Raw genomic sequence first — 19,827 nt, 5'->3', positions numbered from 1 at the left:
ACGCCCGGCCACCCAACGACGACCCACGGCAGACGTGAGCAGCTCGAGGCTGACTCCGTCGATCTTGCCGCCGAAGAGGTCGGTGACCAGGCCCTGCTTGGCCTCGACCGGGATGGCGCTGTCCGTGGCGAAGCGCCGGAACGCTCCCTCCGAGCGGAACGTCGATTCCACGGTGTACAGGTCACCGGCCACCGTCGCTGCCGTCCCGGGAGTCGAGACCTTCGAGCCCAGCTCGCCCGTGAGGGCGGTCAGGGCGTCGGCCGAGGCACCACGGAAGGCCATCAGTTCTGGCCCGGCGTGGCGGTCTCGAGGTCGGCGAGGAACCGCTCGACCACGCGGCCCTGTCGGGCGTCGTCGTCGAGGCTCTCGCCCACGATGCGTCCGGCCAGGGTGGTGGCCAGGCTGCCGACCTCGGCACGCAGGGAGGTGACCGCCTGCTGGCGCTCCGCCTCGATCTGCGTCTTGCCGTGCTCGACGATCCGCGAGGACTCGGCCTGGGCCTGCTCACGCATCTCGGCGATGATCTGCGCGCCCTGCTCCTTGGCCTCCTCGCGGATGCGAGCTGCCTCGTGACGGGCGTCGCCGAGCTGCTTCTCGAGCTCGGCGAGCTTGGCGTCCGCCTCGGCCTGCTTGGTCTCGGCAGCGCTGAGACCGCCCTCGATCGCCTGGGTACGCTCGGCGAACGTCTTCTCGAAGTTCGGCACGACGAACTTTCGAATCGCGAAGAACAAGATCGCGAAGACGATCAGCGCCAGCACGATCTCCGAAACGACCGGTACGAGAGGGTTGTGGGCCTCTTCGGTGGCCGCCTGGATAGCGGTGTTCACAGGTGATCTCCCTAATGCCGGGACGGTCGTCAGATGGGCAGGACGAACGCGAGCGCGACGGTGATGATGAAGAGAGCCTCAGCGAGAACGAAGCCAAGGATGGCGATCGACTGCAGGCGGCTCTGAGCCTCGGGCTGACGCGCCACGCCGCTGATGAACGCAGCAAAGATGAGGCCGATACCGATACCGGGACCGATGGCAGACAGGCCGAGGCCGATCATGTTGATGGAGCCTTCCACGGCTTTTCCTTTCGTCGGCGACGCGACCATCGCGCCGCTATTTGGCGAAACTTGTGGGTGCTGGATCAGTGCTCGTCCGCGAGCGCTTCACCGATGTACATGGAGCTGAGCAGGGTGAAGACGTAGGCCTGGAGGAACATCACGAGCATCTCCAGGAAGCTGACCCCGATACCGAGCGCGAAGGACAGGATGCCCACGCCGGAATAGAGGGCGTTGCCGCTCTGCAGGAGCGCGGCACCACCGGTGGCGAACAGGATCAGCAGCAGGTGGCCGGCGAACATGTTGCCGAACAGACGCAAGGTGAGCGTCACCGGACGGACCAGGATGTTGGAGAAGAACTCCAGCGGGATCAGCAGGATCAGGATCGGGCCACCGACGCCCGAGGGCACCGTGGCGTGCTTGAGGTAGCCGAGCGGGCCGTGCTTCCAGATGCCGGTGCCGACGTAGATCAGCCACGAGATGATCGCGAGCGGGATCACGAAGCCGATGCGCGAGAAGCTCGGGAACTGCAGGAACGGGAAGATGCCGTAGTAGTTGTTCACCAGGATGAACATGAACAACGTGAAGAGGTAGGGCACGAACTTCATGAAGTGCTCGCTGCCGATGTTGTCGCGAGCCAGGGTGTTGCGGACGAAGCCGTAGACCCCCTCGCCGACGAACTGCAGCCGGCCCGGGACCATCGCCTGCTTGCGCGAGGCGGCGTAGGTGAAGGCCAGGATCAGCACGGCCGAGAGGACCACCAGCAACATCGGCTTGGTGACATCGAACCCGGCGACCTCGAAGACCGGGGGCAGGTCGAAGCTGCCCGGCCCGGGGGCGATGAAACCGCCGCCCTCACCCTCCGCTGCGCTTGCGCCCTTACTCAGGCTCACGTGGAAGCTCACTCTCTCTCCTGCCTTGGCTCTGCTTGCCCTGCCGGGCGGGAAGACCGCCGAATCGGCCAAAAGTCATGTAGATCGCCAGCGCCACACCGAGCAGGATGCCGATGACGACGAGGTACTTCGTACCGAGCCATCGATCGAGACCCCAGCCGATGAGCCCGTAGATCGTCGCACCCGAGACGAGGTAGGAAAACGCCAACCAGGGGTCGCCGTGGGGAGGATCGTCTGAGTGTTCCGAAGGGGCCTGCTGCTGAGCCATCGCGCCCCGGACAATAGCAGGCGTGCCCGGTCATCGCGCACCCGCCTCAGGGAGGTCGTAGAGCGGGATGCGGGCCTTGGTCGCCGAGACGATCTGGGCGATCATCCACGCCGCCGTGGCCATCGCCACGCCCCCGCCGAGCCAGCGCCGGTCGAGCGTCTCCTCGAGCAGTCCGCTGCGGACCAGGGCCAGCACCACGGCCGCCATGACGACCAGCTGGAGCGCGTAGGTGACCAGGGCGACGAGCACGGTGGCGCTCGGCATGATCGAGGCCACCATGTTGAGCGAGAAGGCACCGAAACTGAGGACGGACACGACCAGGCCGGCCCCGGCGGCGACGCTGAGTGCTGCGGACGCCCCCGAGACGACGGCTCCGAAGGCCGTCATGGCCAGGCCCACGAGCAGAGCGGCGCCGGCAGCGACGAGGAGCACGGTCACACCGGGGCGGGTGTCCTGCTTCGACTCGGTCGTCATGGCGGCGGCCGTCCTGTGGAGGGTCAGAATCCGCTCTCGACGGCCGCAACTGCGACCTCGGGAGCGCTCGTGAAAAGTATCACAAAGTCTCGGGCAAGCCCGAATCGCTGCTGGATCCGGGCCGGTGCAGGACAGGGAGCACGAAGGTCATGACCAGCACGAAGACGAAGGCGGCCCCCAGTCCCCACCAGGTGGGCGCACCGCCGAAGAGGCTGACGACCACGGACCCACCGGCGACCAGGGCCGCCCACATCCACATGATGTAGACCGCGCGACGCTGCGAGTGGCCGATCTCCAGGAGCCGGTGGTGGAGGTGCTGCTTGTCGGGCGAGAACGGCGACCGGCCGGCCCGCGTGCGGCGTACGACCGCGAGCACCAGGTCTGCCACCGGCACCATCAACAGCGAGGCAGGCAGCAGCAGCGGCAGGATGGTGACGAAGATGGGGTTGCCGTCGGACGTGATCTCGTTGCCCGCGAACTGCCCGGTGATGGTCAGGGTGCTGGCGGACAGCACCAGCCCGATCAGCATCGAGCCGGAGTCGCCCATGAAGAGCCGGGCCGGGTGGAAGTTATGCGGCAGGAAGCCGGCACAGGCGCCCGCCAGGCTCGCCGTCAACAAGGCGGCCGTCGTGGCCAGGGTGAGCTCGTTCACGCTCGACAGGAAGTAGGAGAACAGGAAGAAGGCCACGGCCCCGATGCCCACCACTCCTGCTGCGAGGCCGTCGAGACCGTCGACGAAGTTGACCGCGTTCATGGTCCCGACCACCACGATCACGCTCAGCAGTGCCCCCTGGGCCGGGTCGATCGAGAACTGGTCCCCGTCGAGCTGCGGGAAGAAGTAGAACTGGACGCCGAAGACCACGAGCAGGGCGGCGGCGAGCACCTGACCGCCGAACTTCGTCAGCGCGTCGATGTCGAAGATGTCGTCCAGGACTCCGACCGCGCACACCAGGGCCCCCGCCAGGAGGACGACGCCGGCGTCGCGGAAGACGAAGCCCTCGCTGCGAGAGAGGAACGGCAGCTCGCGCGCGACGAGGTAGGCGGCCACCAGCCCACCGAGCATGGCGATCCCACCGAGGTAGGGGATCGGCTCGACGTGCACGTCGCGGTCGCGGACCTGCGCGACGGCGCCGGTCCGAAGGGCGATCTCGCGCGCGACCACCGTCAGGAGGTAGGTGACCGTCCCGGCCACCAGGAAGACGAGGAGGTATTCGCGCATCAGCCGTCGTCCGTGAGACGCGCTCCGAGCGGTTCCAGCACGGTGTTGAGGTCGTCCAGTGACAGTGCACCCCGCCGCAGGATCCGGCCCTGGGCGCCCGTGCAGTCGACGATGGTCGAGGCGTCTGCACCGGGCGAGCTGCCGGCATCGACGATGACCTCGACCCGGTCCCCCAGCATCGTCTCCGCCTGGTCGGCATCGACGGCGGCGGGGCGCCCCGACAGGTTGGCGGAGCTCACTGCAAGCGGCCCGGTGCGCTCCAACACGGCGAGAGCGACCTCGTGGTCGGGCATGCGGACCGCGACGGTGCCACGGGTCTCGCCGAGGTCCCACTGGAGAGATGTCTGCTGGCGGCACACGATGGTGAGGGGTCCGGGCCAGAACTTCTCGATGAGGGCGCGTGCGTAGTCGGGGACCCCGACCGCCAACGCGTCCAGGGTCGTCGCCGCGCTCACCAGGACCGGGGGCGGCATGTCCCGGCCGCGGTTCTTGGCGTCCAACAGGGCCTGCACCGCCTCGACCGAGAACGCATCGGCAGCGATTCCGTAGACGGTGTCCGTGGGAAGCACCACCAGCTCACCACGCCGGATCGCCATGGATGCCGCCTCGATGGCTGCCTCACGCTCGTCGTCGGTCGACACCCCAAGCCGTTGCACCCGTCTATCGTGCCAGTCGGGCCGTGGTAAAGCGCGGACGGCCTGCCAGATCGCGGTGGTCGGCCACCTCGGTCCACCTGCCCGTGGCCCTGAAGACAGCAGGAGCGGACTCGCCCTGTGCGTCGGCGTGCTCGGCGCCGACGACTCCCCCGAGTCGCAGGAGCACGGCGGCGTGGTCTGCCAGGACGCGCATGGCGACCAGCCCGTCGTCCCCGGAGAACAGCGCGAGGTGGGGGTCATGGTCGCGCGCCTCCGGAGCGACCGACTCCCAGGCCTCGAGCGGGATGTAGGGCGGGTTGCAGACGACCACGTCGACGGTGCCGAGAAGGTCGTCGAAGGCGTCCGCCATGTCCCCGTGTCGCAGGTCCACCCCGGTCCCGGCCAGGTTGCGCTCGGCCCAGTGGTGGGCGGACTCGTCGAGCTCGACGGCATGGACGACCGCGTCGGGGACCTCGTGGGCCACTGCCTTGGCGATGGCCCCCGACCCCGTGCACAGGTCGACCACCACCGGCGCCCGTCCCGCGCTCGAGGCGACCGCGAGAGCCGCGTCGATCGCCCAGCCCGCGAGGAGCTCCGTCTCCGGCCGGGGCACGAAGACTCCAGGGCCGACGTCGAGCTCGACGTGGCGGAAGTACGCCGCCCCGGTGAGGTGCTGCAGGGGCTCCCGCGCGCTCCGGCGCTCCACAAGGCGGTCGAAACGCTCCGCCAGCTCGCTGGGCACGGTGTCGACGCGGAAGAGGTCCTTGCGCTCGACTCCGTGCACGTGTGCCAGCAGCTCTGCCGCGTCGTGCTCGGGGCTCGAGACACCGGCCGCCGCCAGCCGCCTGGTCGCCGCGGTCAGCAACGCCCGTGGCGTCGGGGGCGTCCGGGGCGTCCGGGACTCGCTCACGACTCCATCGCCTCGAGGCGCGAGGCGAGGTCGGCCTCCACGCACGACTGCAGGACCGGGCCCAGCGCCCCGTCCAGGACGGTGTCCAGGTTGTAGGACTTGAAGCCGGTGCGGAGGTCGGAGATCCGGTTCTCCGCGAAGGGGTAGGTGCGGATGCGCTCGGAGCGGTCCACCGTACGGATCTGGCTCTTGCGCGCGGCGCTGGCCTGCGCGTTGGCCTCCTCCTCCGCAGCGGCGAGCAACCGGGCCCGCAGGATCCGCATGGCCGACTCCTTGTTCTGGAGCTGGCTCTTCTCGTTCTGGCAGCTCGCCACGATCCCGCTCGGCACGTGCGTGATCCGGACCGCCGAATCGGTGGTGTTGACGCTCTGCCCGCCCGGACCGGACGAGCGATAGACGTCGATGCGCAGGTCGGCGTCGTGGACCTCGACGTCGATGTCTTCGGCCTCCGGCATGACCAGGACGCCCGCGGCACTCGTGTGGACGCGCCCCTGTGACTCGGTGACGGGCACACGCTGCACGCGGTGAACACCGCCCTCGAACTTGAGCAGGGCGTACGGCGCCTCGCCGGGCTCCGCGATGCCCTTGGCCTTCACCGCGACGGTCACGGACTTGTAGCCACCCAGGTCCGACTCGGTGGCGTCCAGCACCTCGGTGCTCCAGCCGCGCTGGTCGGCGAACCGGGTGTACATCCTCAGCAGGTCGGCAGCGAAGAGGGCCGACTCCTCGCCACCCTCTCCTGCCCTCACCTCGAGCAGCGCGTCCTTGGCGTCCGTGGCCTCCCGGGGAACCAGGAGGTGGCGCAGCCGCTCGCTGGCCTTGTCGCGCTCGGCGCTCAGCTGCACGGCCTCGTCGGCGAAGGCAGGGTCCTCGCTCGCGAGCTCGCGGGCCGCCTCGATGTCGTCCCCGAGCTCCTGCCAGCGACGCCAGGTGGCGACGATGGCCGACAACTCGGCGTACCGCTGGTTGAGGCGCTTGGCAAGGCGCTGGTCCGCATGCGTCTCCGGCTCGGCGAGACGACCCTCGAGGTCGGCGTGCTCGGCCACGAGCCCTTCAACGGCCTCGAACAAGGTGGATCTCCTCAAGCGGTGGTCGAGAGTGGTCTCGACCGGCGGGCGGGTGGGGAAATGCACAGCGCCGACCACCCGCTGCTGCGGGAGGTCGGCGCTGGAAAGGAGCTACTTGCTCTCGGCAGCCTCTGCCTCGGCGGGCTCGGCCTTGCCGGCCTTCTTGGCGTAGCGAGCCTCGAAGCGGGCAACGCGGCCGCCGGTGTCGAGGATCTTCTGCTTGCCGGTGTAGAACGGGTGGCACTGCGAGCAGACGTCGGCCTTGAGGGCGCCGGAGGTCGCGGTGCTGCGGGTGGTGAAGTTTGCGCCGCAGGTGCAGGTGACCGTGGTCTCCACGTATGCGGGGTGGATGTCCTTCTTCATGGGGTGTCGTCCTCTCAAACGATGCGCCGGGTCGCCTGCGCGGGATGCGCTGAGCGTGAACCGGAGCCAGCACGCAAGTGTGCCACTGCCACCAACGCTAGTGCGAATCAGGAGATTCCCGCGCCAGCAGGGTGTCCACCCGCTTGGCGAGCTCGCGCGGGCTGAACGGCTTGGTGATGTAGTCGTCAGCCCCGGACTCGAAGCCTGTGGCGACGTCGGACTCCTGGGCACGAGCCGTCAGCAGCACGACCGGCAGGTCCGCCAGCGTCGGGTCGGCGCGGATCAACCGCACGGCCTCCAGCCCGGACATGCCGGGCATCATCACGTCAAGCACGGCCAGGTCCGGACGCTGCGCGCGGCATGCTTCGACCGCCGCCGCCCCGTCAGCGACGGCCACGATGTCGTGCCCCATCGCCGAAAGCTTGAACTCGACAAGCTCACGGATGTCGATGTCGTCGTCTGCGACAACGATGCGTGCCATATCTGAACCCCTTTGGTCGTTCGCTGACTCTAGCGGTGGTTTGGGCCTCACATGGCGCGACCGGTTTTTTGCTGCTTCGTCAGGAACTCGATGTTGTTCTGGGACTTGCCGAGCTGCTCCAGGAGGGCAGGCACCGCGGCCACCGGATCGGCGGCCATCCGCGAGCGCAGGGACTGGACGATTCCGGACTCCTGCTCGCTCGTCAGGAGTGCCTCCTGACGCGTGCCCGACGCCACGATGTCCACCGCCGGGAAGGTGTGTGCCCTCGCGAGCTCACGGCGCAGGCGCAGCTCCATGTTGGCGGTGCCCCCCAGCTCCTCGAAGATCACCTCGTCGGTTGCCGACCCGGTCTCGACGAGGACGGTCGCGAGCACGGTCAACGACCCGCCGCCCTCGACGTTGCGTGCGGCGCCGAACAGCTGCTTGGGAGGATGCACCGCGGCGGCGTCCACACCACCAGCGAGGGTGCGGCCGCTGGCCGGTGCGGAGACGTTGTAGGCGCGGGCCAGGCTGGTCAGGGAGTCGAGCAGGACCAGCACGTCGTGGCCGAGCTCGACGAGGCGCTTGGCTCGCTCGATGGCGAGCTCCGCCACCATCGTGTGGTCGCTCGCCGGCCGGTCGAAGGTCGAGGCGATGACCTCGCCCTTCACGGCACGCTGGAAGTCGGTGACCTCCTCCGGGCGGGCGTCGAGAAGCACCACCATCAGGTGCACGTCGGGATTGTTGCGGGAGACGGAACCGGCGATGGACTGCAGCATCGTGGTCCGGCCGGACTTCGGCGGCGCGACGATCATGCCGCGCTGGCCCTTGCCGACAGGCGCTGCGATGTCGATGACCCGGCCGGTCAGGTTGGTGGCGTCTGTTTCCAGGCGCAACCGCTCGGTGGGGTGCACCGGCGTGAACGTCTCGAACTCCAGCCGCTCACGGGCAGCCTCCGGGTCGGACCCGTTGATGCTGTCGATCCGCACCATCGGGTTGAACTTCTCCTTGCGCTCGCCCTCGCGGGGCTGACGCACCTGACCCATGACGGCGTCTCCGCGACGCAGTCCGAACTTCCGCACCATCGACAGCGAGAGGTAGACGTCGTCGGTGCCGGGAAGGTAGCCGGACGTGCGGACGAAGGCGTAGTTGTCCAGCACGTCCAGGATGCCGGCAGCCGGCACCAGGACGTCATCCTCGAGCACCGTGGTGTCCGGTTCGTTGCGCCCGCCCGTGGCACGGACGCCCTGGCGATCGCGGTCACGATCGCGGCCGCGGCGGCGGCGGTTGCGTCGACTGCCACCCTCGCCGTCGTCGTCGAGGTCGTCGGTCTGGCCCTGCTGCTGACCCTGCTGCTGACCCTGCTGCTGGCCCTGCTGCTGGCCCTGCTGCTGGCCCTGCTGGTTGCGGCCCTGCCCCTGGTCGTTGGCCTGCTTCTCCTGCTGGGCGGTCTGCCGAGGTTCGGACTTCGCCTCCTGGGACTGCTGGGCCTTCTCGCGCTGGTCGCGCTGGCCGCCCTGCTGGCCGCCCTGGTCGGACGGCTTCTCGGAGCCGCTCTGCTGGTTGGACTGGCGGTTGCGGGTCCGCTGGCGACCGCTGGTCTCCCCCGGCTGGTCTCCCGCGTCGGTGCGGGTGCCCTGTTCGGGGTTGCCGGACCTGGACTCGGTGTCGGGGGCGGAGTTCGATCCCGTGTCCGATCCGGTGTCCGATGCTCTGTCCCGGGAGCTGTCCGACTGGGACTCGGAGCGTGACGGGGACTGCGACTCGCCCTGCGACTCGGGCTGGGCGTCGGACTTCGGCGCGGTCGTCCTGGAGGCTCCGCCACGGGTACGGGTGGTCTTCACCACGCGAGACGGCGCGGGCTTCTCGATCTCCGCAGCGGGCTTGTCCGTCGCCGCAGCGGGCTTGTCCGTCGCCGCAGCGGGCTTCTCGGTCGCCCGGGCGGACTTGGCGGCGCCGCCACTCGAACCACCCTGGGCGCCCTTGATGGCTTCGACGAGCTGGGCCTTCTTCATCGACCCCACACCGGCGATGCCCATGCCGCCGGCCATCGACTTCAGGTCTGCGAGCAGCATGGAGTTGAGCCCACCGCCACGCTTCTTCGCAGACGTGGCAGCAGCGGGGGCGTCAGTTGTGTCAGTCACGTGAGTCCAACTCGGTTGTGGCGCCGCGGCCCCGGTCCGTAGGAGGGTCTGTAGGAGGGCGGCAGCGCATGTCGTCAGGACGAACCCCGGCGACCAGATGGCCGCACGCGAGAGTTGCCTCGCACCGGAGCAGCAAGAGCGGCGATCCTGTGAAGGACGCCATCTTCACGCCGTACGGCGCAGCGCGATGCTAACACCAGCGCTGCCCGCGCCGGTTCAGTCCCCGACGAGCGCGCCAGTAGGCTCCACGTCGAGCTCGTGGCACGTCCAACCGGCGGGACTGCGCTCCGCGACGTCGCGGTCCGTTCCGCCCGTGAAGGCCAGCACCGTGGGACCGGCACCGCTGATCACCGCTGGGATCCCGTCCGCCCGCAGCGAGTGCATCAGGGCCAGGGACTCGGGCATGGCCGGCTCGCGCTGGTCCTGGTGGAGGTAGTCGCGCGTGGCAGCGAGCAGGTGCTCGGGCCTGCCGGCCAGCGCCGCCACCAGCAGGGCAGTCCGGCCGCTGTTGGCTGCGGCGTCGGCGTGGGGCACGACGGCCGGCAGGAGACCGCGGGCGACCTTCGTCTCGACCGGCGTCGGCGGCACGAACACCACGGCCGCGACCCGGGGGTCCACACCCGTCGGCACGGCGTACCACTGCTCGTCCTGTCGACCTGAGATCACGAACCCGCCGTAGAAGGCAGGTGCGACGTTGTCGGGGTGTCCCTCGATGTCGGCCGCCAGACGGAACAAGGACTCGTCGTCGAGCAACAGCTGTCCCCCGGCGACGAGGGCGCGCGCCAGTGACACGCCGCCGACGATGGCCGCCGAGGACGAGCCGAGCCCTCGGCCGTGCGGGATGACGTTGACGCATCGCAGGGCCAGGCCGGCTGGCTCCGCCGCCATCGCCGCGAAGGCTGCCCTCATCGAGCGGACGACGAGGTGCGTCTCGTCGCGCGGGACGTCGTCGGCTCCGGCGCCGGTCACCTCGATGTGGAGGCCACCGTCGGTGACCTCCGCCGCCAGCGAGTCGCGCAGCGAGAGGGCGAGACCGAGCGAGTCGAAGCCCGGCCCGAGGTTGGCCGACGTGGCCGGCACGGTGACCCGGACCGTGCCGCGAACGAAGGTCGCCATGCCTAGCGAAGCCCGGCTGCGGCCGCAGCGGCGTCCACGTCCGCATCGACGATGGTGTCGACGATGTCGGTGAAGGACTCGAGTGCCGTGGCGGTGTCCTTGAGGCCGTGCCCGGTGACCGTGATCGCCACCGTCTTGCCGGCGTAGGTCTCACCGGCGGCCAGCTCGCTGAGCAGGCCCGCGATGCCCGCTGCGGAGGCGGGCTCCACGAAGACGCCGTCGTGCCGGGCGAGCTCCACCTGCGCCGTGAGGATCTGGGCGTCCGACAGGGCCGCGAAGCGCCCACCCGACTCGGTGGCTGCCGCCTCGGCCAGCTTCCACGACGCCGGGTTGCCGATGCGAATGGCGGTCGCCTTGGTCTCCGGGTCGGGGAACGGCTCCCCCGTCACGAGCGGAGCGGCGCCTTCGGCCTGGAAGCCGCGCATGACGGGTCGCTTGGAGGAACGGCCGAGGTCGGCGTACTGCTCGTAGCCCATCCAGTAGGCGGAGATGTTCCCGGCGTTGCCCACCGGCAGGAGATGGAAGTCGGGGGCGTCGCCGAGGAAGTCGCAGATCTCGAAGGCGGCCGTCTTCTGGCCCTGGAGCCGGACCGGGTTGACCGAGTTCACGAGTGCGACGGGGTAGTTCCACGCCAGGCCCTTGGCCATCTGCAGGCAGTGGTCGAAGTTGCCGCGCACCATGATGATCTGGGCGCCGTGGACGACCGCCTGGGCCATCTTGCCGGCGGCGATCTTGCCCTCCGGGACAAGCACGAGCGGCTTGAGCCCCGCCTTCGCCGCGTAGGCCGCCATGGACGCCGACGTGTTGCCCGTCGAGGCGCAGACCACGGCCTTCGCACCGTCGTGCTTGGCCACCGAGATCGCCGTCGTCATACCGCGATCCTTGAACGAACCGGTCGGGTTGTTGCCCTCGACCTTGAGCCAGACGTCGCCGCCGGTGAGGGAGGAGAGCCAGTCCGAGTGCACCAGCGGGGTGCCGCCCTCACGCAGGGTGACCGGCACGAGCGCGTCGGGCAGCAGGTCGATGAGCTCGCGGTACTCCTCGATCAGCCCCCGCCACTGACCGTTGGTGTGAGTCATTCCGGGCCGCCCTCCACGCGCATGACCGAGGTGACGTCGCGGACGATGTCCATGTTGCGCAGGTGCTCCACCGTCGCGCTCAGCGCCGCGTCAGTGGCGCCGTGGCTGACCACGACGAGCTGGGCATCTGCGCCGCGACCCTCCTGGCGCACCGTCTGGATCGAGACGTCGTTGTCGGCGAAGGCCATGGCCACTGCGGCGAGCACACCCGAACGGTCGTCCACGTCGAGTGCGACGTGGTAGCGGGTGCGGGTCTCGCCCATCGGCAGGACAGCGCGATCGGCGTACGCCGACTCGCCGGCGCCCACCGTGTTGCTGAGCCGGTTGCGGGCGATTGTGACGAGGTCACCCAGGACTGCGCTCGCGGTCGGGGACCCACCGGCACCGGGACCGTAGAACATCAGCTGCCCGGCCGCCTCGGACTCGACGAAGACCGCGTTGTAGGCGCCGCGCACGCTGGCGAGCGGGTGCGAGCGCGGGATCATGGCGGGGTGCACGCGGGCAGCGACCTTGCCGTCGCGCAGCTCGCAGATCGCGAGAAGCTTGACGACTGAGCCCATCTCACGCGCGGACTGCACGTCGGCCGCGGTGACCTCGGAGATGCCCTCGCGTTAGACGTCGGAGGCGGTGACCCGGGAGTGGAAGGCCAGGCTCGCCAGGATCGCGGCCTTGGCGGCGGCGTCGAATCCCTCGACGTCGGCGGTGGGATCGGCCTCGGCATAGCCGAGGTCCTGGGCCTCCTCGAGCGCCTCGGAGAACCCGGCGCCGGAGGAGTCCATCTTGTCGAGGATGAAGTTGGTCGTGCCGTTGACGATGCCGAGCACCCGGGTGACCTTGTCGCCCGCGAGCGACTCGCGCAGCGGACGCAGGATCGGGATCGCCCCGGCGACTGCTGCTTCGTAGTAGAGGTCCCGCTCCGCCTTCGCGGCCGCCTCGAAGAGGGTCGGTCCGTCCTCGGCGAGGAGCGCCTTGTTGGCCGTGACGACGCTGGCACCGTTCTCCAGGGCGCTGAGGATCAGTGACCGGGCGGGCTCGATGCCGCCGATCACCTCGATCACGAGGTCGACGTCCTCGCGCGCAGCCAGCCCGGCCGCGTCGGTCGTCAGCAGTCCGTCGGGCACCTCCACGTCGCGCTGCGCGTCCAGGCGGCGTACGGCGACACCGACCAGCTCGACCCGAGCACCTACCCGGGCCGCCAGGTCGTCCGACTGCTCCATGAGCAGCCGCACCACCTGTGCGCCCACGGAACCGCACCCGAGCACAGCGACCTTCAGTCGCTTGTCTGCCTCACCCATCACGCACCCACGTCTGTAGCCAACAAGTCGTCCTCAGTCTCCCTGCGCAGGACGACGGAAATCTTCCCGTCCCGCACAGCGATCACCGGAGGACGCAAGGCATGGTTGTAGTTCGACGCCATCGAGCGGCAGTAGGCGCCCGTTCCGGGCACTGCCACCAGGTCGCCCGGAGCCACGTCGGCCGGGAGGAACTCGTCCTTGACGAGGATGTCGCCGGCCTCGCAGTGCTTGCCGACGACCCGGGCGAGCCGGGGCGGGGCCGCGGAGGTGCGGTTGGCCAGGGTCGCCGAGTAGTCGGCGTCGTACAGCGCGGTCCGGATGTTGTCGCTCATCCCGCCGTCGACCGAGACGTAGGTGCGCCGGGCGCCGCCGTCGAGGGCAACGTCCTTGACCGTGCCGACGGTGTAGACGGTGCACATGGCGGGGCCGACGATGGCGCGTCCGGGCTCGATGCTCAGCCGGGGCTCGTCGATGCCGAGCGCGCGGCACTCGTGCTCCACGATCTTGGTCATCTCGGTGGCGAGCTGCGCTGGGTCGCTGGGGTCGTCCTGGGTCGTGTAGGCGATGCCGAAGCCGCCGCCGAGGTCCATCTCGGGCATCGCGACACCGATCTCCACGCTCACCCGTGCGTGCAGGGCCAGCACTCGCCGGGCCGCCACCTCGAACCCTGAGGAGTCGAAGATCTGGCTGCCGATATGGCTGTGCAGGCCCAACAGGTCCAGTCCGGAGGCGTCGTGCACGCGGCGTACGGCCTCGAGCGCGTCACCACTGGTGATCGAGAACCCGAACTTCTGGTCCTCGTGCGCGGTGGCGATGTATTCGTGGGTGTGCGCCTCGACGCCGGCGGTCACCCGCACCATCACCCTGGCGCGGCGACCGAGCTCCGATGTCAGTCGCTCGAGGCGCTCGATCTCGTGGAACGAGTCGACGATGATCCGACCCACCCCCAGCTCGAGCGCCCGCGACAGCTCACCCTCGGTCTTGTTGTTGCCGTGGAAGCCCACCCGATCCATCGGGAAGCCGGCCCGCTCGGCGACCGTGAGCTCGCCGCCCGAGCAGACGTCGAGGTTGAGACCCTCCTCGGCCAGCCAGCGCACGGTGGTCGTGGAGAGGAAGGCCTTTCCTGCATAGAAGACGTCGTAGGCGGCGAAGGCCTCCTTGAAGGCCCGGGCGCGGGCGCGGAAGTCGACCTCGTCCAGGACATAGGCGGGGCTGCCCTCCTGCGCGACGACGTCGAGCAGGGTCACCCCCCCGACGCTGAGCACACCGTCGGCCTTGCGGGCCGTGTCGGACCACAGCAGCGGCACGAGCTCGTTGGGGTCGGTGGGCTCGCTGAGCCACGAGGGGCCGCCCGGGCGCAGCTGGTTGAGCGCTCCGTCAGCGTGCGCCCAGCCGGACGGATGGGAGGTGGGCACGACTCACATCCGCTCGGGGGCGGAGACGCCGAGCAGCGCGAGGCCGTTGGCGATGACCGTCCGCGTCGCTGCGACCACCATGAGGCGGGCCTCGTTGACCGGGGCGACCGGCTCGTCGCCCTGGGGCAGCATGCGGCACTCCTTGGTGTCGTACCACTTGTTGAAGACCGCAGCGGTGTCCTCGAGGTAGCGCGCGACCCGGTGGGGAGCACGGAGCTCGGCCGCGGCGGTCACGACCCGGGGGAACTCCGCCAGCGCGCGGAGGAGCGTGCCGTCGAGCTCGTGGGTCAGCAGCGTCGGGTCGAAGTCCTGCCCGGGCAGCTTCATCCCCAGAGCGGCGGCGTTCTCCATCATCCGGCAGGTGCGCGCGTGGGCGTACTGCACGTAGTAGACCGGGTTGTCGTTGGACGCCTTGGCCCAGAGGTCCAGGTCGAGGTCGATGGTGGTGTCGTTGGTGTAGCGCGCCAGGGCGTAGCGGGCTGCATCGACGCCGATCGCGTCCACGAGGTCGCCGATGGAGACCGTCGTGCCCGCCCGCTTGGACATCCGCAGCGGCTTGCCCTCGCGGAGCAGGTTGACCATCTGCCCGATCAGGATCTCGAGGTCCTTGCCGGGCTCGTCGCCGAAGGCGGCGCACATGGCGTTCATCCGGCCGACATATCCGTGGTGGTCGGCGCCGAGCATGATGAAGCAGCGGTCGAAGCCCCGCTCCTTCTTGTCGAGGTAGTAGGCGAGGTCGCCGGAGATGTAGGCACCCTGTCCGTCGGACTTGATGATCACCCGGTCCTTGTCATCGCCGTACTTCTCCGTCTTGAGCCAGAGGGCGCCTTCGGACTCGTAGGTGTTGCCCATCTCGGTGAGGCGGGCGACGGCGCGATCGACGGCTCCGGACTCGTGCAGGTTGTTCTCGTGGAAGTAGACGTCGAAGTCGACCCCGAAGTGGTGGAGCGACTGCTTGATCTCGGCGAACATCAGCTCGACGCCCTCGGCGCGGAAGATCTCCTGCGCCTCCTCCGCGGGCAGGTCGAGCACCTCGGGCCGCTTCGCCACGACGTCCTTGGCGATCTCCTCGATGTAGGCGCCGCCGTAGCCGTCCTCGGGCACCGGGCGACCTTTCGACCACGCGAGCAGCGAGGAGCTGAACCGGTCGAGCTGGGCGCCATGGTCGTTGAAGTAGTACTCCCGGGTGACCTCGGCGCCGGAGAAGCTGAAGACCCGCCCGAGGGCGTCACCGACGGCAGCCCAGCGGACACCCCCGATGTGCAGCGGGCCGGTGGGGTTGGCCGAGACGAACTCGAGGTTGATCTTCTCCCCCGCGAAGTCGTCGTTGGCGCCGTACGCCGAACCGGCCGCCACGATGTCGGCCGCGACCTGGCCCTGGGCACCCGCAGCCACGGTGATGTTGAGGAAGCCGGGCCCCGCCACCTCGACCGCAGCGATACCGGGGGCCTCGGTCAGCCGGCTGCTCACGAGCTCGGCGAACGCGCGCGGGTTGGTGCCGGCCCGTTTCGCGAGCTGCAGGGCGACGTTGGTGGCGTAGTCGCCGTGACCCTTCTGCCGCGGGCGCTCCACCGTGACATTCGCCGGGACTCCGTCGGGCAGGGTCACGGAGCCGTCGGCCACGAGGGCTTCGAGCACGTCGACGATGGTCAGGGAGAGCTGGTCCGGGGTCACTGACCCAGCCTATCGGCGCCGCTCGTCCGCCCCGAACCGGTTTCGCCGTGTGGCAACCGGGGTTGTAGGGTCTGCTTCGCCCGAGCCTCCGTAGCTCAGGGGATAGAGCACTGGTTTCCGGTACCAGGTGTCGCAGGTTCGAATCCTGCCGGAGGCGCTTTCTTCTTTCTCAGTGCAGCCCCTGGCGGTCGGTCAGCAACCACCCAGCGTCGCGTCGCTCCGGGCGGCGTTGCCCAGCCGGCGCGCCTGCGCCACGTCGGGGTAGACCACGCTCTGGCCCGCCGTCGAACCGATCCGGCCGCGGATGACGCACGTGGTGATCCTGCGGGGTTCGACCTGGGCGACCGCCTGCGCCAGCTCGTAGAGCTCGGCCGGCCCCACATTCGTCGCCATGTGCTTGAGCACCGTCATGACGCCACGCTCGATGAAGCCCGGCCGGTCGGCCTGCGACCTGATGCGGGCGTGGATGCCCCGCAGCGTCCGCTGCTGGTTGGCGGAACGGTCGAAGTCCCCGCCCGGCAGCTCCTTGCGGATGCGTGAGAACGCCATGGCGTCGTAGCCGCCGAGATGGATGCGACCCGCCCGGAACCCCTCCTTCTTCAGGTAGGGATCCTTGAAGGCACGCGGGTTGCTCACCTCGATGCCGCCGATGTCGTCGACCATGTCCTCGAAGAACGGGAACCGGGTGACCAGGACGTAGTCGGGGGTGATGCCGATCAGGTCGGCCATGGCCGCCGCCATCGCCTCCGGACCCCCGAAGTAGAGGGCGGAGTTGATCTTCTGCATGCCGTGACCGGGGAGGGAGACCCAGGAGTCCCGCGGTACGCCGATGGCGGTGGCCGAGTCCGTCCGGGTGTTGACGCCGACGAGCTGGAGGGCGTCACCGCGACTGTGCAACATGTCCTGACCCGGGCGGGCGTCGGAGCCGACCGCCAGGATCCAGATGACGTCGGAGCCCACCGACACGCCCCCGGCCCGCTTGATGCGGACGAGCTCGACGTCGGTGGTCTGGACCGACGACGGGGGTACGGCGAAGGCCACCACCGCCAGGACCAGGCAGAGAACGCCTGTCCGCAAGGTCCGCACCAGCGGGAATCCCCGAACAACCATCACAGCCACCCCTTCGAGACGTCGTAGCCGAAGACCTTCCAGCCGCCCGGTCCGCGCGTGAGGAACAGCCGTCCCCGCAGCTGCAGCCGCTTCGCCCCCGCGTCGGCCTCCGTACCCGTGACGCGGAGCCGCAGGTCGAAACGTGCGGTCACCGACCTGACGCGCTTGTTGACCGCCAACAGGTCCAGGTGCACCTTGCGCATCAGCGGAGTGATGGCTGCGGCCTCGAGGCGGCTGTTGGTCATGAGCTCCCGGTCGGCCTTCGCTCGCACCCGAGCGCCCTCGGTGAAGCCGGGGAAGGCCGCGGCGACGTCGGCGCCCGCCGAGGAGTCTGTCGAGAGGTAGGCGGCTTCCCACCAGCGGTCGATGACGGTCGTGACCTGCTTGCGCACCGCGATGCGTCGCGGACCCGGAAGCCGGCCGACCAGCCGACCGAGGGCGGTGGTCGTCCGCAGCTCGGCCGTCGGCGTCGTGGCGCCGACGTGGCTGGCAGTCGCCCCCGGCCCCCCGTCAGTCGTCGACTCGGTGTCGCCGCGGCCCGAGAGGCTGCAGGACGCGAACAGGGCCAGGCACAGCACCAGGGCGCTGGCTCGCGCCCGGGCCTGTGCGGTCCGGCCCGGGAGGGACGTTGTCATGGGCTCTCCAGTGGTGGTGCTGTGGTGCTGGACACCTTGCCCCAAAACCCCCCCTCCGGCCCTGCATTTGCGCGCGTGTGGGACTAGCCTTGACAACCGATCGCAAATCCCCACCTGCCTATCCGGAAGAGGCGAACCCAGCCGTGCCGCAGTCCCCCACTCATCAGTCCGTCAACGCAGGCGTTGCTCCGTCCACCGACATGGGAGCCAACGAGTGGCTCGTGGACGAGATGCGGGAGCAGTTCGTCCGTGATCCGGGCAGTGTCACGCCCGAGTGGGCGGCGTACTTCTCGGCCAACGGCAATGGGCAGGACAAGTCCCAGGACAGGACCCCTGACTCCGCGCGGGGAAGCGAGGCCTCCGGCACCCCGAAGGCTGCGACTCCCGCCCAGGAGCCGGCGAAGGCGAAGGAGCCGGGGAAGGCCACGGCGAACGCGTCAACTGAGCAACCGGCCGCGGCCAAGCCCGCCCCGGCAGCGCAGGCCAAGCCGCGTCCGGCCGCAGCCGCCGCCGAGCCTGCTCAGGGCACGACGAAGCCGGTCGCCAAGGACCCGATGCCCGCCGCGCCGGCGGCTGTCAGTGACGAGCCGACGCACACGGTGCTGCGCGGGATCGCCGCCGCCACCGTGAAGAACATGGACCTCTCGCTGACCGTGCCGACGGCCACCTCGGTGCGGACCCTGCCGGTCAAGCTCCTGTGGGACAACCGCACGGTCATCAACAACCACCTCGCCCGCGCTCGCGGCGGCAAGGTGTCCTTCACGCACCTCATCGGCTACGCCCTCGTCCAGGCGATCAAGTCGATGCCGGAGATGAACAACTCCTACGCCGCCGTCGACGGCAAGCCCACCATGGTCACCCCGGCGCACATCAACCTCGGACTGGCCGTCGACCAGCAGAAGCCCGACGGCACGCGCCAGCTCGTCGTCCCCTCCATCAAGGGGTGCGAGTCGATGGACTTCGCCGGGTTCTGGACGGCGTACGAAGAGATCATCAAGCGCGCCCGCGACAACAAGCTCACGATGGACGACTACTCCGGCACCACGTTGAGCCTCACCAACGTCGGCGGGCTCGGCACCCACCACCCCGTGCCGCGCCTCATGCCCGGCCAGTCGGTGATCCTCGGTGTCGGAGCCATGGAGTTCCCTGCCGAGTGGCAGGGCGCCTCGGACGAGACCGTCAACCGCAACGGCATCAGCAAGGTCATGACGCTGACCTCGACCTACGACCACCGGGTGATCCAGGGCGCGCAGTCGGGCGAGTTCCTCAAGCGCATGCACGCGCTGCTGCTCGGCGAGGAGAACTTCTACGACGACATCTTCCGCTCGCTGCGCATCCCCTACGAGCCCATCCGCTGGGCCAAGGACATCGTCGCCACGCACGACGACGACATCGTCAAGCAGGCCCGGATCCTCGAGCTCATCCACGCCTACCGCGTGCGCGGACACATGATGGCCGACACCGACCCGCTGGAGTACCGGCAGCGCAGCCACCCCGACCTGGAGATCGAGTCTCACGGGCTGACCCTGTGGGACCTCGACCGCGAGTTCGCGACCGGCTCCTTCGGCGGCGAGGGCCGTCGGTTCATGAAGCTGCGCAACATCCTGGGGATCCTGCGCGACTCCTACTGCCGCACCACCGGCATCGAATACATGCACATCATGGATCCCGAGCAGCGTCAGTGGATCCAGGAGCGGGTGGAGCAGCCGCACACCAAGCCCCCGCGCGAGGAGCAGCTGCGGATCCTGCTGAAGCTCAACCAGGCGGAGGCGTTCGAGACCTTCCTGCAGACGAAGTTCGTCGGGCAGAAGCGCTTCTCCCTCGAGGGCGGCGAGACGACGATCCCGCTCATCGACGAGATCTGCGAGGCGGCCGCAGAGGTCGGCCTCGACGAGGTCGCGATGGGAATGGCACACCGCGGCCGTCTCAACGTGCTCGCCAACATCGTGGGCAAGAAGTACAGCCAGATCTTCCGCGAGTTCGAGGGCAACATCGACCCGCGGACCGTCCAGGGCTCCGGCGACG

At 69.4% G+C, this 19,827-nt stretch carries 19 protein-coding genes, 1 tRNA gene and 2 pseudogenes; 2 read left to right on the top strand and 20 right to left on the bottom strand.

Annotated features, from left to right (window positions below; all coding sequences use genetic code 11):
* The 18 genes and pseudogenes from JWN68_RS15250 to argS all read right to left on the bottom strand — a co-directional run.
* Positions 1–282: pseudogene (locus JWN68_RS15250) on the bottom strand (F0F1 ATP synthase subunit delta); the annotation flags it as partial.
* Positions 282–827, bottom strand: a complete 546-nt coding sequence (locus tag JWN68_RS15245) for a F0F1 ATP synthase subunit B (RefSeq protein WP_297740405.1) — start codon at positions 825–827, stop codon at positions 282–284. The pseudogene JWN68_RS15250 and the gene JWN68_RS15245, both read right to left, overlap by 1 nt.
* Positions 828–856: 29 nt before the next feature.
* On the bottom strand, positions 857–1,066 hold the full coding sequence (gene atpE / locus JWN68_RS15240; RefSeq protein WP_297740403.1) for an ATP synthase F0 subunit C: 210 nt from the start codon (positions 1,064–1,066) through the stop codon (positions 857–859).
* A 65-nt stretch (positions 1,067–1,131) separates the two neighbouring features.
* Positions 1,132–1,938 carry a F0F1 ATP synthase subunit A gene (gene atpB / locus JWN68_RS15235; protein WP_297740401.1) on the bottom strand — a complete coding sequence of 269 codons (807 nt, stop codon included), beginning with the start codon at positions 1,936–1,938 and terminating at the stop codon, positions 1,132–1,134.
* Positions 1,925–2,206 carry an AtpZ/AtpI family protein gene (locus JWN68_RS15230; RefSeq protein ID WP_297740399.1) on the bottom strand — a complete coding sequence of 94 codons (282 nt, stop codon included), beginning with the start codon at positions 2,204–2,206 and terminating at the stop codon, positions 1,925–1,927. The genes atpB and JWN68_RS15230 overlap by 14 nt, the downstream gene beginning before the upstream one ends.
* 30 nt (positions 2,207–2,236) lie before the next feature.
* The gene (locus JWN68_RS15225; protein WP_297740398.1) at positions 2,237–2,680 is read right to left on the bottom strand and encodes a hypothetical protein; all 444 of its coding nucleotides are present in this window, start codon (positions 2,678–2,680) and stop codon (positions 2,237–2,239) included.
* A 79-nt stretch (positions 2,681–2,759) separates the two neighbouring features.
* Complete coding sequence (locus tag JWN68_RS15220) at positions 2,760–3,899, bottom strand: MraY family glycosyltransferase (RefSeq protein ID WP_297740396.1); 1,140 nt, start codon at positions 3,897–3,899, stop codon at positions 2,760–2,762.
* Positions 3,899–4,555, bottom strand: coding sequence for an L-threonylcarbamoyladenylate synthase (locus JWN68_RS15215; RefSeq protein ID WP_297740394.1), 657 nt, complete (start codon positions 4,553–4,555; stop codon positions 3,899–3,901). Before JWN68_RS15215 ends, JWN68_RS15220 begins: the two co-directional genes overlap by 1 nt.
* A gap of 4 nt (positions 4,556–4,559) precedes the next feature.
* Positions 4,560–5,444 carry a peptide chain release factor N(5)-glutamine methyltransferase gene (prmC, locus tag JWN68_RS15210; protein WP_297740392.1) on the bottom strand — a complete coding sequence of 295 codons (885 nt, stop codon included), beginning with the start codon at positions 5,442–5,444 and terminating at the stop codon, positions 4,560–4,562.
* The gene (prfA, locus tag JWN68_RS15205; protein ID WP_297740389.1) at positions 5,441–6,514 is read right to left on the bottom strand and encodes a peptide chain release factor 1; all 1,074 of its coding nucleotides are present in this window, start codon (positions 6,512–6,514) and stop codon (positions 5,441–5,443) included. Before prfA ends, prmC begins: the two co-directional genes overlap by 4 nt.
* 108 nt (positions 6,515–6,622) lie before the next feature.
* On the bottom strand, positions 6,623–6,874 hold the full coding sequence (gene rpmE, locus JWN68_RS15200) for a 50S ribosomal protein L31 (RefSeq protein ID WP_297740387.1): 252 nt from the start codon (positions 6,872–6,874) through the stop codon (positions 6,623–6,625).
* 97 nt (positions 6,875–6,971) lie between these two features.
* Positions 6,972–7,355 (bottom strand): response regulator, encoded by a 384-nt coding sequence (locus tag JWN68_RS15195; protein ID WP_297740385.1) that lies wholly within the window; start codon positions 7,353–7,355, stop codon positions 6,972–6,974.
* Positions 7,356–7,402: 47 nt separating this feature from the next.
* Positions 7,403–9,478, bottom strand: coding sequence for a transcription termination factor Rho (rho, locus tag JWN68_RS15190; protein WP_366519821.1), 2,076 nt, complete (start codon positions 9,476–9,478; stop codon positions 7,403–7,405).
* Positions 9,479–9,694: 216 nt separating this feature from the next.
* Positions 9,695–10,594 carry a homoserine kinase gene (gene thrB / locus JWN68_RS15185; protein WP_297740383.1) on the bottom strand — a complete coding sequence of 300 codons (900 nt, stop codon included), beginning with the start codon at positions 10,592–10,594 and terminating at the stop codon, positions 9,695–9,697.
* Positions 10,595–10,596: 2 nt separating this feature from the next.
* Positions 10,597–11,673, bottom strand: coding sequence for a threonine synthase (thrC, locus tag JWN68_RS15180; RefSeq protein WP_297740381.1), 1,077 nt, complete (start codon positions 11,671–11,673; stop codon positions 10,597–10,599).
* Positions 11,670–12,968, bottom strand: a pseudogene (locus JWN68_RS15175) (homoserine dehydrogenase). The gene thrC and the pseudogene JWN68_RS15175 overlap by 4 nt, the downstream one beginning before the upstream one ends.
* A complete protein-coding gene (gene lysA / locus JWN68_RS15170; RefSeq protein ID WP_297740410.1) occupies positions 12,968–14,329 on the bottom strand; it encodes a diaminopimelate decarboxylase in 1,362 nt (453 codons plus the stop codon). The pseudogene JWN68_RS15175 and the gene lysA overlap by 1 nt, the downstream one beginning before the upstream one ends.
* A gap of 57 nt (positions 14,330–14,386) precedes the next feature.
* Positions 14,387–16,057: an arginine--tRNA ligase gene (argS, locus tag JWN68_RS15165; RefSeq protein ID WP_297740379.1), complete on the bottom strand. Its 1,671-nt coding sequence runs from the start codon at positions 16,055–16,057 to the stop codon at positions 14,387–14,389.
* Between the two features lie 84 nt (positions 16,058–16,141).
* Between argS and JWN68_RS15160 the strand changes: the two genes are divergently transcribed.
* Positions 16,142–16,214: transfer RNA gene (locus JWN68_RS15160), tRNA-Arg, on the top strand.
* Positions 16,215–16,249: 35 nt separating this feature from the next.
* Here JWN68_RS15160 and JWN68_RS15155 read toward each other — a convergent pair.
* Together JWN68_RS15155 and JWN68_RS15150 are read right to left on the bottom strand one after the other, a co-directional pair.
* The gene (locus tag JWN68_RS15155) at positions 16,250–17,167 is read right to left on the bottom strand and encodes an LCP family protein (RefSeq protein WP_297740408.1); all 918 of its coding nucleotides are present in this window, start codon (positions 17,165–17,167) and stop codon (positions 16,250–16,252) included.
* Entirely contained in the window at positions 17,167–17,802 is a 636-nt protein-coding gene (locus JWN68_RS15150; RefSeq protein ID WP_297740377.1) for a hypothetical protein, read from the bottom strand. The genes JWN68_RS15155 and JWN68_RS15150 overlap by 1 nt, the downstream gene beginning before the upstream one ends.
* Before the next feature lie 200 nt (positions 17,803–18,002).
* Between JWN68_RS15150 and JWN68_RS15145 the strand changes: the two genes are divergently transcribed.
* A partial coding sequence (locus JWN68_RS15145) for a multifunctional oxoglutarate decarboxylase/oxoglutarate dehydrogenase thiamine pyrophosphate-binding subunit/dihydrolipoyllysine-residue succinyltransferase subunit (protein ID WP_297740407.1) occupies positions 18,003–19,827 on the top strand: 1,825 nt, incomplete at its 3' end.

The sequence above is a fragment of the Nocardioides sp. genome (genome assembly GCF_025964975.1).
Lineage (GTDB): Bacteria > Actinomycetota > Actinomycetes > Propionibacteriales > Nocardioidaceae > Nocardioides.
Note: the sequence above shows the minus strand (reverse complement) of the source record. Positions and strands in the feature narration are given on the sequence as shown.